Annotated in this window: 11 protein-coding genes; 7 read left to right on the forward strand and 4 right to left on the reverse strand. The window is 75.3% G+C overall.

Annotated features, from left to right (window positions below; translation table 11 throughout):
* Positions 1-149: 149 nt before the first annotated feature.
* On the forward strand, positions 150-1,289 hold the full coding sequence (locus HCN08_RS22445) for an esterase/lipase family protein (protein ID WP_206319093.1): 1,140 nt from the start codon (positions 150-152) through the stop codon (positions 1,287-1,289).
* Here HCN08_RS22445 and HCN08_RS22450 read toward each other — a convergent pair.
* Positions 1,232-1,930 carry a lysophospholipid acyltransferase family protein gene (locus tag HCN08_RS22450; RefSeq protein ID WP_167984991.1) on the reverse strand — a complete coding sequence of 233 codons (699 nt, stop codon included), beginning with the start codon at positions 1,928-1,930 and terminating at the stop codon, positions 1,232-1,234. The two genes, HCN08_RS22445 and HCN08_RS22450, sit on opposite strands and share 58 nt — an antisense overlap.
* Before the next feature lie 199 nt (positions 1,931-2,129).
* Between HCN08_RS22450 and HCN08_RS22455 the strand changes: the two genes are divergently transcribed.
* Positions 2,130-3,401 carry a beta-ketoacyl-[acyl-carrier-protein] synthase family protein gene (locus tag HCN08_RS22455; protein ID WP_167984992.1) on the forward strand — a complete coding sequence of 424 codons (1,272 nt, stop codon included), beginning with the start codon at positions 2,130-2,132 and terminating at the stop codon, positions 3,399-3,401.
* A gap of 93 nt (positions 3,402-3,494) precedes the next feature.
* On the opposite strand, the gene HCN08_RS22460 is transcribed toward HCN08_RS22455, so the two are convergent.
* From HCN08_RS22460 to HCN08_RS36680, 3 genes are all read right to left on the reverse strand, one after another.
* The gene (locus tag HCN08_RS22460; protein WP_322974615.1) at positions 3,495-4,457 is read right to left on the reverse strand and encodes an acyl-ACP desaturase; all 963 of its coding nucleotides are present in this window, start codon (positions 4,455-4,457) and stop codon (positions 3,495-3,497) included.
* Complete coding sequence (locus HCN08_RS22465; RefSeq protein WP_167984993.1) at positions 4,454-6,619, reverse strand: MMPL family transporter; 2,166 nt, start codon at positions 6,617-6,619, stop codon at positions 4,454-4,456. The genes HCN08_RS22460 and HCN08_RS22465 overlap by 4 nt, the downstream gene beginning before the upstream one ends.
* A gap of 385 nt (positions 6,620-7,004) precedes the next feature.
* Entirely contained in the window at positions 7,005-7,952 is a 948-nt protein-coding gene (locus tag HCN08_RS36680; RefSeq protein WP_167984994.1) for an RICIN domain-containing protein, read from the reverse strand.
* A gap of 418 nt (positions 7,953-8,370) precedes the next feature.
* On the opposite strand from HCN08_RS36680, the gene HCN08_RS22475 reads away from it, so the two are divergent.
* The 5 genes from HCN08_RS22475 to HCN08_RS22495 all read left to right on the forward strand — a co-directional run bounded on the left by HCN08_RS22475 (position 8,371) and on the right by HCN08_RS22495 (position 12,040).
* Positions 8,371-9,024, forward strand: coding sequence for a hypothetical protein (locus tag HCN08_RS22475; RefSeq protein WP_167984995.1), 654 nt, complete (start codon positions 8,371-8,373; stop codon positions 9,022-9,024).
* Between the two features lie 55 nt (positions 9,025-9,079).
* Positions 9,080-9,721 carry an SMI1/KNR4 family protein gene (locus tag HCN08_RS22480; protein ID WP_167984996.1) on the forward strand — a complete coding sequence of 214 codons (642 nt, stop codon included), beginning with the start codon at positions 9,080-9,082 and terminating at the stop codon, positions 9,719-9,721.
* 59 nt (positions 9,722-9,780) lie between these two features.
* Positions 9,781-10,455, forward strand: coding sequence for a DUF998 domain-containing protein (locus tag HCN08_RS22485; RefSeq protein ID WP_167984997.1), 675 nt, complete (start codon positions 9,781-9,783; stop codon positions 10,453-10,455).
* A 139-nt stretch (positions 10,456-10,594) separates the two neighbouring features.
* Positions 10,595-11,551: a ribonuclease E domain-containing protein gene (locus tag HCN08_RS22490; protein WP_167984998.1), complete on the forward strand. Its 957-nt coding sequence runs from the start codon at positions 10,595-10,597 to the stop codon at positions 11,549-11,551.
* A gap of 75 nt (positions 11,552-11,626) precedes the next feature.
* Entirely contained in the window at positions 11,627-12,040 is a 414-nt protein-coding gene (locus HCN08_RS22495) for a hypothetical protein (RefSeq protein ID WP_167984999.1), read from the forward strand.
* Positions 12,041-12,063 lie beyond the last annotated feature (23 nt).

Genomic DNA, 12,063 nt, shown 5'->3' on the forward strand with positions numbered 1-12,063 from the left:
TCCACCACTCCGCTTCCGGGCAATTCACTCAACTGCCAGCCACATTCCCGATATTCGGTCGGTATCGTCCGCCGCAGGCCGTCCGTGAGCGGACGGATATAGACGGATACAGACGGATACAGCCACTACCAGTACGACAGGACGATCAAGTGGGCGCACAGCACGGCGACATGGCTTCGGGCGATACGCGGGGGGCCGCCGGCGGCGAGCACGTCGTGCCGTTCCGGGCGGGCGACGGCACCTGGTGCCGGCTGCTGAACGTCCGCGGGCCCGAGGCCCCGACGCGCGGCCCGGTGCTGCTGGTGCACGGCGCCGGGGTGCGGGCGGCGAGCTTCCGGCCGCCCACCGCGCGGACGGTCGTGGACGCGCTGCTCGCCGCCGGGTTCGACGTGTGGCTGGAGAGCTGGCGGGCCGCGGTGGACCGGCCGCGGACGCGCTGGACGCTGGACGACGCCGCCGCGTACGACCACCCGGCGGCGGTCGCCGAGGTGCTGCGGCGCACCGGCGCGGACCGGCTGGCGGTCGTCGCGCACTGCCAGGGCGCGACGAGCTTCGTGATGGCGCTGATCGCCGGGCTCGTGCCGCAGGTCGAGACGTTCGTCTCCACCGCGGTGTCGCTGCACCCGGTCGTGCCGCGCCCCGCCGCCCGCAAACTCCGGCTGCTCACCCCGCTGTTCGGGGCCGTCAGCAGCTACGTCGACGCCCAGTGGGCCAACTCGCGTCGCGGCCTGGTCCCGGCGCTGACGTGCGCGGCGGCCGGCGTGCTGCACCGCGAGTGCGGCAACGGCGTGTGCCGTATGGCCAGTTTCATGTTCGGCGCCGGGCACCCCACGCTGTGGCGGCACGAGAACCTGGACGAGGCCACGCACACCTGGCTGGGCGGCGAGTTCGGCTGGTGCCCGGTGGACTTCTTCCGGCAGATGTCGGCGTGCGTACGGGCCGGGCGGCTGGTCTCCGTCACCGGAAACCCGCTGCTGCCGGCGGATTTCGGCGCCGCGGACGTACGCAGCGACGCGCGCATGGTCTTCCTGACCGGCGCCGCCAACGCATGCTTCGACCCGGTGAGCCAGGTCCGCTCCTACGAGCACTTCACGGCGCGGCAGCCGGGCCGCGGGCACCGGCTGCACATCGTCGAGGGGTACGGCCACCAGGACGTCTTCGTCGGCAAGGACGCCGCACGTGACGTCTTCCCGCTGATCACCGCGGAGTTGGGCGCCCCCGCCGGGCCGGCTCAGGAGGCCGCGGGCACGGCCGTCCTGGGCCGCGGCGGCGCGAACGTACCGGCGTAGGGCAGGCCGCTCAGTTCGCGGACGGACTCCATGACCGCCGCGGTGAAGCCCAGCGCGGTGCGCAGCGGCGAGCCGGCCGCGTCGGGGGCGGGCGGGGTGAGCGGGGCGCCGAAGCGGATCGTGACCTCGCCGCGGCGCCACGCCGGGAGCCGGCGGCCGATCGGCTGGACGCGGTCGGTGCCGGTGATGCCGACCGGGACGACGGGCACGCGCGCGGCGATCGCCAGGTGCGCGGCGCCGGTACGGCCGCGGTAGAGGCGGCCGTCGGGCGAGCGGGTGCCCTCGGGGTAGATGCACACCAGGCCGCCGCCCTCCAGCACCGGCAGCGCCGCCGCGAGCGCCGCCAACGCCTCGCGGCCACCGGCGCGTTGGACCGGGATCGCGCCGAGGCCGCGCATCAGCAGCCGCATGCCGGCGCCGCGCGCGCCCGTACCGTCGAAATACTCCTCCTTCGCCCAGAAGGTCATCCGGCGCGGCACCGCGGACATCAGGAAATACTCGTCGCATACGGACAGGTGGTTGGCGGCGACGATCGCCGCGGAGTGCCGGGGGATGTGGTGGGCGCCCTGGATGTCGAGGTCCCACAGGGCCCGCAGCGGGCGGGAGCCGAGCAGCCGGAAGGTGTCGTAGAGGAAGGCCATGGCGACTTCGTCTACCGGTGCGCGTGCCGGGGCATGTCCCGACGCCCGGCCGCGGGCGCGGAATTCACGCGTATGCCACAGGCGTCAACGCCGGTCGCCGGCTGGTCCGTGCAGTTGACTTGAACCGGCGTGCGTTGACGCACGCGCGGCGGCCGTCCGGGCCGCGCAACCGGCGGGCGACCCGCACGAGGAGGCATCCGTGGCCGCAGGTAACCGTGTCGTCGTGACCGGGCTCGGTGCGACGACCCCGGTCGGCGGCGACACCACCGCGTTCTGGCGGTCGCTGCTGGACGGGACGGTGGGCGTACGGGCGTTGCCGGACGCGTGGGCGCGGGAGCTGCCGGTGCGGATCGCCGCGGTCGCGGCGGTCGAGCCGCAGGGCGTCCTGACCCGGGTGGAGGCGCGGCGGCTGGACCGTACGAGCCAGTTCGCGCTGGTCGCGGCGCGCGAGGCGTGGGCGGACGCGGGGTTCGGCGGGCCAGCGGGTCCCGGCGGCGGGGTCGAGCCGCGGCGGCTGGCCACCGTGGTCAGCTCCGCGGTGGGCGGCTGGCACACGCTGCTGGGCAGTTGGGACGCGATGGTCGCGGGCGGGGCGCGGGCGGTGTCGCCGCTGACGATCCCCAAGCTCATGCCGAACGCGGCGAGCGCGCGGGTCGGCATGGAGGTGGGCGCGCGCGGCGGCTCCCACGCGGCGGTCAGCGCGTGCGCGAGCGGCGCGGAGGCGATCGCGTGGGGCTGCGACCTGATCCGCTGGGGCCGCGCCGACGTGGTGGTGGCGGGCGGCTGCGAGGCGGTCATCCACCCGCTGGCCTTCGCGGGCTTCGGCAACATGCTGGCGATGAGCCGGCGCAACGACGAACCGGCCCTGGCCTCACGGCCGTTCGACGCCGAGCGGGACGGCTTCGTGCTCGGCGAGGGCGCCGGCGTGCTGGTCCTGGAGTCGGCCGCGCACGCCGAGCGGCGCGGGGCGCGGGTCTACGCCGAGCTCGCCGGGCACGGCGGGTCCGCCGACAGCCACCACCTGGCGCAGCCCGAGCCGACCGGGCGGGGCGTGGTCGAGGCCCTGACGGCGGCGCTGGCCGACGCGGGCGCCGACGCCGCCGACGTGGTGCACGTCAGCGCGCACGCCACCTCCACGCCGGTCGGCGACCGCGCCGAGGCGCTGGCCCTCGCGGCGGTCCTGGGCCGCCGGGTGCGGCACGCCGGGATCGCGGCGACCAAGTCGATGACCGGCCACATGCTGGGCGCGGCGGGCGCCGTCCAGGCCATCGCGACCGTCCTGGCCCTCCACGAGCGCACCGCCCCGCCCACGGTCAACCTCGACACCCCCGACCCCGCCGCCCTCGACGCCGGCCTCGACCTCATCCGCGACAAGCCCCGCCCCCTCCCCCTGACCGGCCCGCTGCTCGCCCTCAGCAACTCCTTCGGCTTCGGCGGCCACAACGTGGTGCTGACCTTCCGCACGGCCTAAGGCCGCTTACGACGGGGGCGGGCGCGCGGCTCCGGGCCGCGCGCCCTCTTTCCTGCGGCTTTCCCGCCGCTTTCCCCGCGGCTATCCCGCCGTTCAGGCCCCCGCTCTCACCAGCCGGCGGCACTCGTGCTCCTCGCGGCGGGCGACGAAGCGGCGGGCGGTGGTGTCGAGCCGGGCCATCAGGCCGGCGATCTCCTGCTGGGCGCGGGCGCCCTCGCCGGACAGGCCGGGGGTGGTGAGGGCCCCGACGTGGCGGAGCAGCGGCAGCAGCACCTCGTCGTGGTGGATGCGCGGGTCGTACACGCCGGCCAGCGCCAACTCCCGTGATCTGCGGGCGAAGTTGGGGATGCCGTGCCCGGGCATGCGGAAGTCGGCGATGACGTCGCGCAGGGCGCGCATCGCCTCGTCCGGGGCGATCTCCAGCAGCGCGGCCAGCAGGTTGCGGTAGAAGACCATGTGCAGGTTCTCGTCCGCCGCGATCCGCGCGAGCAGCGCCTCGCACACCGGCTCGCCGCTGATCCGCCCGGTGTTGCGGTGCGAGATGCGGGTGGCGAGCTCCTGGAGGGCGACGTACGCGATGGCGTGCAGCGGGTCGTCCTCGTGCGGGGAGGCGTAGCCCTGGCTCATGTGCGCCATCCGGGAGCGCTCCAGGTCGTACGGGTCGACGCCGCGGGTCGCGAGCAGGTAGTCGCGGATGGCGGTGCCGTGCCGGGCCTCCTCGGCGGTCCAGCGGTGGACCCAGGTGCCCCAGGCGCCGTCGCGGCCGAAGAGGGTGGCGATCTGGCGGTGGTAGCTGGGGAGGTTGTCCTCGGTGAGCAGGTTGACCACCAGCGCGGTGCGGGCGACCTCGGGCAGCGTGGAGTCGGCGGGCTCCCAGGCCCGGCCGCCGAGCGGCCCGTCGTAGTCCTCGCCGCGCGACCAGGGCACGTACGCGTGCGGGAACCACTCGCGGGCGAGCACCAGATGCCGGTTGAGGTTGTCCTCGACGACGGGCTCCAGCTCGTGCAGCACCCGTACGGCGAGCCGGTCCGCGCCGGCCGCGGAGGCGCGCCTCACGCCCGCACCCCGAGCCGTGCGTGCAGCCGCGAAAGGGCTTTGGGCGCCCACCAGTTGGCCCGGCCGGCGAGCTTCATCACGGCGGGCACCAGCAGCGCCCGCACCACCACCGCGTCGAGGACCAGCGCGAAGGCGACGCCGACGCCGAAGAGCTTGGTCACCTGCACCTGCGAGGCGGCCATCATCGCCATCAGCACCGCCAGCACCAGCGCGGCCGACGTCAACAGGCCGCCGGTGCCGCGCAGTCCGTGCGCGACCGCGGCCCGGATGTCGCCGCAGGCGCGGTATTCCTCCTGGACGCGCGAGAGCAGGAAGACCTCGTAGTCGACGGTCAGGACGAAGACGATGACGGCGGCCAGCACCGGTGTGGAGATCTCCAGCCGGCCGTCGACCGTGGCCTCCCCGAACAGGCCGCGCAGATGGCCCTGTTGGAAGACCAGCACCAGGAAGCCGAGCGTGGCGGCGAGGCCGAGCGCCGACATCGCGAGCGCCTTGAGCGGGACGACGAGGCTGCCGGTGAACAGGAAGAGGAACAGCGCCATGCAGGCCGCGACGATGCCGAGCACCCACGGGAGCCTGCCGGTGACGGCCTGCTCGGTGTCGGTGAGGCTCGCGGCGGTCCCGCCGACCAGCACCTGCGGTCCAGGGGCGTCCGCCCGCAACGCGCGCACCAGGGCCTGCACTTGGCCGCTGTCGTACGCGCCCGTCGGGACGACCTCCGCGAACGTGCCCGCCGGGCCGGTGTGTTCGGCGCCGGGCGCCGGGTCCACGACCCGGCCGTGCTCGACCAGGCCGGTCGGTCCGGCGACCCGGGCGACACCGGGCAGTTGCGAGGCGTGCGCCAGGTAGCCGGCGACCGCCGCGTCATGCGGCCGGGCGCGGGGGAAGGCGACGCGTACGGGGTGCAGGGCGGGCGCGTCGAAGGCCGCGTCGATCTGCCGGGCGGCGGTCTGCACGGGCGAGTGCGGCGGCAGCACCCGCTCGTCGCTGAGGGTCATGTGCGCCCCGAGCGCGGGCAGCGCGAGCGCGCCCAGCAGCGCGCACACCGCCGCGAGCCACACCGCGGGGCGGCGCATCACGGTGTGCGCGAGGCGGTGCCAGGGGCTGCCGAAGCGCGCGGCGAACCGGCGGCGCAGCGGCGCGAAGGGGTCGAAGCGGTCCAGCTGCCCGCCGGCCAGCAGCAGCAGCGCGGGCAGCAGCCCGACCGCGGCGAGCGCCGCGAGCACCGTCACGGCGATGACGGCGACCGCCATCGACGACAGGAAGTACAGCGGCGCGAGCAGCAGCGCCGCCGCGCACGAGGCCACGGTCAGCGCGGAGAAGAGCACCGTCCGCCCGGCGGTGCGCACCGCCGCGGCCACCGCCTCCTGCCGCGGCCGGCCCGGCAGGCACTCCTCGCGGTAGCGGCTGACGATCAGCAGGCAGTAGTCGACGGCCAGGCCGAAGCCGAGCGAGGTGGTCAGGTTCATCGTGAGGATCGACACCGGCGAGAGGGCGGCGTACAGCCGCAGCACCAGCAGCGTCCCGGCGACCGCGAACCCGCCGACCGCGACCGGCAGCAGCCCCGCCACGAGCGAGCCGAGCGCGGCCACCAGGATCGCCAACGTCAGTGGCCCGCCGAGGAATTCGGCCCGGGAGACATCCGCCCTGGTCTGCGTGACGATCTCGGTACGGGCCGGGCCCGACCCGGTCGGGGTGAGGTCGAGCGGCCCGTGCCGCCCGGCGAAGGCGGCGACCACCCGCTGGGAGGCGTACGTCGACGACGTGTCGTCCCCGCGCAGCCGTACGGTCAGCAGCGCGGCCCGCCCGTCGCGCGAACGCAAGGCGGGCGCAGGGGAGTTCCAGTACGCGTGGACGGCCGTCACGTCCGGTGCGGCGGCGATCTGCGCGGCGACACGGCGGCCCTCGGCGACGGCGGCCGGCGCGTCCACGCCGCCCTCCGCGCGGGCCAGGAAGACCAGTTGGGGCTCGCCGGCGGCGAAGTGGCCGGCCAGCCAGCGGTCGGCGTGCGCGGCCTCGCCGGAGTCGGCGATGTAACCCCCGAGCGACAGCCGCTGCCCGAGGTCGTAGGAGCCGGCGGCGGCCACCGCCGCGAGCAGCACGGCGACCAGCACCGTACGCCACGGCCTGCGGCAGGTCAGGGCCGCCAACCGGGCGGCCACGCCCGGGCGTTGAGGGCGTGGCGGTGTTGTCGGAGGCGGGGCCGGAGTCGGAGCTTGAGCCGAAGCCGGCGCCGGGGCCGGCCTCGGACGGTCACTTGCGCGAACCTCGGTCATCGGGGACCACCCACGTGGTCACGGAACGTACACACGTGACAACGTCCTATCGGAGCGCGCGCGCTTTGTCGCGCCCCGGCGTGCGCGCCGGTGCAGCCTCATCCGTTCGGCGGAGGCGGAAGCCGGCCGGGCACGCCAACTCGGCTGTGCGCAAAGGCCGTACGCCCCCGCCGCGCAGGATGCAGCGGGGGCGGCGGAAGCGGGCCGTACGCGCCCCGGACGGGCCGGAAGCCCGCCCCGGGGCCGTAACGGAGCGTGAACGGTGGGGAGATCAGGCCGCGGCGGCCGACCAGCGCTGCTCGGGGCCGTTGCTCTGCGACCACTGGATGACCGCGGCCCCCGGGTCGGTGCTGCCGTGGCCGGAGACCGACAGGTACTTGCCGTTGCCGTTCGTCCACTCGCCGGTGTGCGCGTGGTACGTCCACTGCTGCTCGGGCCCGCTGTTGCACGCCCACTGGACGACGGCCGCGCCGTCCGCCGCCGAGCCGCCGCCCGCGACCGACAGGCACTTGCCGCTCTTGGCGTTCACCAGCCGCCCGTCCAGCCACTTCCACTGCTGCTCGGGGCCGCCGTTGCAGGTCCACTGGATGACGGCCCCGCCGTCGTCGAGCGAGCCGCCGCCGGACACCGAAAGGCACAGCCCGCTCTTGGCGTTGGCGTACTGCGGGCGGTCCAGGGCGTGGTCGTAGCGGTAGGGCGTGAAGCCGTTCGCGGTCAGGTAGCTGCGGGCGTACTGCGCCTGGCGGGTGTTCGTGCCCGAATGCGCCTCCTCCAGCACGGTCGCGGTGGTGTGGGAGGAGTCGGTCCACGCCTTGAAGAGCACGACGTGCTCCATGGCGGAGTTGGTGTCGATCATGTCGCCGGGCTGGAGCACGTCGAGGCTGCTCAGCTTGGCGGCGACGTCCGGCAGCGTGTACGTGGTGCGGCTGCTGCCCAGGTGCCAGGCCATCGACACGAAGCCCGAACAGTCCTGCCGGTAGCTGCCGTTGGAGTCCGTCCAGAACGCGCTCTGGCTGTACGGCACGCCCTCGGCGACCCACTGCTGCGCCCGGGCGAGCATCTCGGAGCGGGCGATGTCCCCGTTCGTCGCGCTCAGCGCCGGCGCCGCGGCTGGCCCGGCGGCGACCGCACCGGGCGCCGCGACGCCCAGCACCGCGCCGGCCAGCGCGACGGCGACCAGGGCCGCACGCGCGGCCCGCTTGACGGACCTCACGGTCACGGCGGCCGGCCGGCCGCCGGCTCTGAGCAGACCGAACGCGCGGCGGTATGTCACGGATCCCCCCGGGAAACGCATACGCGGGCAAGGTGCAGGAGAATGCGGAATTCCGAAACACGCCGCCGTACGAATTCCCCGGCACACCCCTCGCGTTCGAATTCCGTGCGGAGCGTAGCAGTGCGATGTGCCGCCGACCAGGGCTTATGGCGAGCGAATTGGCACCGGCGGCGGGCGGGCCGACCGGATTGTCCGGATGACGGGGCGGAATTCATTCGTCCGCCACCGTCATCGCTCAGGGCCGAATTCGGCCCCCCACTGCAGGACGGCCCGACCCGCCGAGCACCGCGCACCGCCCGCCGCACGCGCCGGCTGGCCGAAAAGGCGATGGCCCAGGGGCGGGACCGGGGGAAGGATGGGTGGTGTGCGGCATACCGGGCAGCCGAGTTGGCGGCTGAGCGTCTCGTCCCCGTTCGGGCTGTACATCGGCCTGTACGTGCGGGAGGCCGCCGGGCTGCGCCCGCCCGCCGCGGTGGACCTGCCCGCGCTGGACCCGCCCGTCGAGCTGCGCGCGGACCTGGTCGCGCTCGCCGTGCCCGCCGCCGCGCAGCAGTGGGCCGCCTGGTGGGACCGCGAACTGGCCCGCCAGGAAGGCCCGGAGCGCGGCTTCTTCAGCCCCGACGCCCGCTTCGGCGACGGCGCCGAACTCGACGCCCTGGTCCGCGCCTGCATGCCCGACGCCGCCCGCTGGGCCTCCGCCGCCCGTGACGACCGCCGCCCCGAGCCGACCCCGCACGGCGAGCGGGACGCCGCGGGCCGGCCGCGCGCCGGCGCGTACCGGACCGACGACTGGTCGCCGCCCGTGCCCGTCGGCACCGAGAGCGCCCTGGTCCGTACCGTCGAGGCCGAGCTCGGCCGCAAGGCCCGCGCCTTCGACCTGACGATCACCCAGCTGCCGCTCGCCGCGCCCGTCGGCTGGCGCCCGAGCCCGCACCACCTGCTGGTCAGCCGCGCCCTGCGCGCCGACCCGGCGGCCTACCGGGCCTGGCTCACCCCGATCCTCCGCGAGGTCGCCTGACCCGGCGGCCCCCGGTCGTACGGCCCCTGTCGGTGGCGCCTGCCACGATCACCCCATGACCGATTCCGCCCCCGCGCACGCCCCCGCCGCCCCCGCCGCGCACGACGCCGCCGACACCGTCACCCACCCTGACCCCGGCGACCTCCTGCGCCGTGTCGCCGCCCGCGCCGCCGCCGACCGCCCGCGGCTGCCCGCCCCCGCCGCCGCCGACGTGCTCGTACGGGCCGAGGCGCGGCTCGGCTTCCCGCTCCCCGCGCTCCTGGCCCGCCTCTACCGCGAGGTCGCGGACGGCGGCTTCGGCCCCGAATACCACCTGCTCCCGCTCCTCGACGGCCCGGGCGAGAGCGTCGTCGCCGGCTACGAGCAGCAGCGCGCCGAGTCCGCCGCCGACCCGGACCACCCCTCCTGGCCGGCCGGCGTCGTCCCGCTCCTGACGTGGGGCTGCGGCATGTACGCGGCCGTCGACTGCACGACCCCCGAGGGCCGGGTCCTGCTCTTCGAGCCCAACCCGTACTCCGGCGGCTCCTGGGCCGGCTGCTGGTTCGAGGACGCGCCGGGCCTCGCGGCCTGGCTGGAGGCATGGCTCGCCGGCACCGGCTGGTACGACGAGGAGGCGGACCTGCCCGACGAGCTCATGCCCCGCCCGTGGCCGGACGCGGAGTCCCGGCTGGCCGCGGCGGGCCTCACGCCCGGGTAACCCCGTCCCCCCGCGTGTGACGCGGGGGGATGAGCGTATGAGCGTTTTATGGTGCTGCGATGGGACATGTCACGTGGTGGGCCGTGGTCTCGTCGGGGTGCGCACCGGTGCTGCTGCTCGGCGGGTCCGCCACCGCGGCGGTCGTGGAGGGGCCGGACTACAACCCCGTGAAGCAGACGATCAGCGTGCTCGCCGCCGACAACCGGGCCGCGTACTGGGCGTTCACCGCGACGCTGGTCGCGCTCGGGGCGTGCCATCTGGCGACGGCGTGCGGGCTGCGGGCGGCCCGGCTCGCCGGGCGGCTGGCGCTCGGCGGGGGCGGGATCTCGGCGATGCTGCTGGCGCTGTTCCCGGCGCCCGCGACGGGCGGGTCGCTCTCGCACGGGTCGGTCGTGACGGTCGGCTTCGCGCTGCTGGCGGCATGGCCGGTGCTGGCGGCCCGGCGGCGGGCGGTGCACGCGGCGCCGTGGGGGCTGCGCCCGCTGCCGTCGTGGGTGGTGACGTCGCTGATGGTGCTGGGCGCGGCGTGGTTCGTGGTGGAGAACCAGCGGCACGGCCCGGCGGGGGTCGCCGAGCGGGTCCTGACGGCGGCGACCGCGCTGTGGCCGGTCGTGGTCGTCATCTCCTGCCTGCGCCATCCGCCGCCGGCGGTCGGGCCGCGCACCGCCGGCCCGCCCGTGGCCGGCTCACCACTGCCCGCGCCGCACGACGACACCTCCGAGAAGAGCACCTGACGACCCGCGAGAAAAGTACGTGACGGTTGAACTACCTCCCGGGCCGGTACGTATTGCTGCGTGGCGCCCCCGCCGATCCCGGTGGGGGCCTGCGGGTGCCGCGCACGCGCGGCCCGACCTGGAGGTACCAGTGCCCACAATGCGCAACGCAGGCGGCTTACGGCGTTCCCACCGGCGGCTGCGGCTGACCATCGCGGCCCTCGCGGCCATGGTCGCCGGCTTCGCCGCCGCGCTTCCCGCCGCGTCCGCGAGCGACGCCGGCGTCCTGGCGGACGCGGCGATCTCCCCGCACACCGTGACCGGCGGCGAGCCCGCCACCGGGACGGTCATCCTGGTCGGCCCGGTGGACACCGACACGGTCGTCACGCTGGAGAGCACCGACACGTCCGTCCTGACCGTCCCGGCCACGGTGACCGTGCCGGCCGGCGCCGGCAGCGCCACCTTCACCGTCACGACCCTCGCCTTCCACGGGCCCGGCGAGTTCGCGTGCGTGTACGCGACCGCCGGCGGCGTCACCGCCATCCCGTGCCTGAACAGCAACCCGGCGCCGTCCGGGCCCGTCGCGACCGCGGTGACGTTCACCCCCGCGACGGTCGGCGGCGGCAGCCCGGTCACCGGCAAGGTGAAGCTGTCGGCCGCCGCCGACAGCGACACCGGACTGATCCACCTGGTCAGCAGCGACCCCGCCGTGCTGGCCGTACCGGAGTCGGTCCTGGCGACCACCGGCTCCGACACCACGCCCTTCCCGGTGACCACCTCGGCGGTGAGCACCACCCGGATCGTCACGGTCACCGCGACCGCGGACGGCGGCAGCGCCTCCGGTACGCTCACCATCACTCCGGCCACGGCGCCGCCGACCACGGACACCGTGACCATCACCAAGGCCGAGTGGAAAAAGGGCCTGCTGAAGGTCAGCGCGACCGGCAGCAACCCGGACGCGATCCTGAGCGTCTACCTCACGGCCTCCGACAGCCTGATGTTCCCGCTGGCGAACAAGGGCGGCGGCACGTACGAGGCCCAGCACCAGTGGCTGGACAACCCGCGGTCGATCACGGTCAGGAGCAGCCTCGGCGGCTCCGACACCGCCTCCACCTGATCGACGGCGGCAGGGGCACCGGACCGGATCCGGTGCCCCTGCAACAGCAGGGGACACGCCCGAGGGGGGAGTGCGATGAGCGCCATCACGATGGCGAAGACCAGCCATGTCCGGTATGTCGCGCACGGGCCGATCGGCGGCGGCACGGTCGCCGTCGCCGTCGTCCTGATCGGCTCGGCGCTGGCGTTCTGCGCCCTCGGCTACGCGGTCGCCGCCCTCAGACGCCGCCAGGTGCTGCGCTTCGGCGTCACGGCGACCGCGGTCATCGACGAGATCACCTCCCAGCGCGTCATCGCCGGCGGCGAGGCGATCCGCGCCGACCTCTCCCTCATCCTCCCGCTCCCCGACGGCACCGACCTCGCGACCTACACGACGGCCGTCTTCCCCACCGACGACCTCCCCGAGCCCGGCTGGACGGTCCTGGTCCGCTACTGGCCCTCCAACCCGCACCGCATCGCCGTCGACATGGCCGCCGCCCCGCTGGACTGACGCGCCCCACAGGGGTTGGAGGA

Origin of the sequence: Actinacidiphila epipremni (genome assembly GCF_012034175.1) — a bacterium.
In the GTDB taxonomy this organism is placed as follows: Bacteria; Actinomycetota; Actinomycetes; order Streptomycetales; family Streptomycetaceae; genus Actinacidiphila; species Actinacidiphila epipremni.

Bases quoted from the DNA above. Each gene is read 5' to 3' on its own strand.
- HCN08_RS22480 (WP_167984996.1), top strand. From the start codon at position 9,080: ATGACCGATTCCGCCCCCGCGCACGCCCCCGCCGCCCCCGCCGCGCAC.
- HCN08_RS22495 (WP_167984999.1), top strand. From the start codon at position 11,627: ATGAGCGCCATCACGATGGCGAAGACCAGCCATGTCCGGTATGTCGCG.
- HCN08_RS22450 (WP_167984991.1), bottom strand. From the start codon at position 1,930: ATGGCCTTCCTCTACGACACCTTCCGGCTGCTCGGCTCCCGCCCGCTG.
- HCN08_RS22490 (WP_167984998.1), top strand. From the start codon at position 10,595: ATGCGCAACGCAGGCGGCTTACGGCGTTCCCACCGGCGGCTGCGGCTG.
- HCN08_RS22485 (WP_167984997.1), top strand. From the start codon at position 9,781: ATGGGACATGTCACGTGGTGGGCCGTGGTCTCGTCGGGGTGCGCACCG.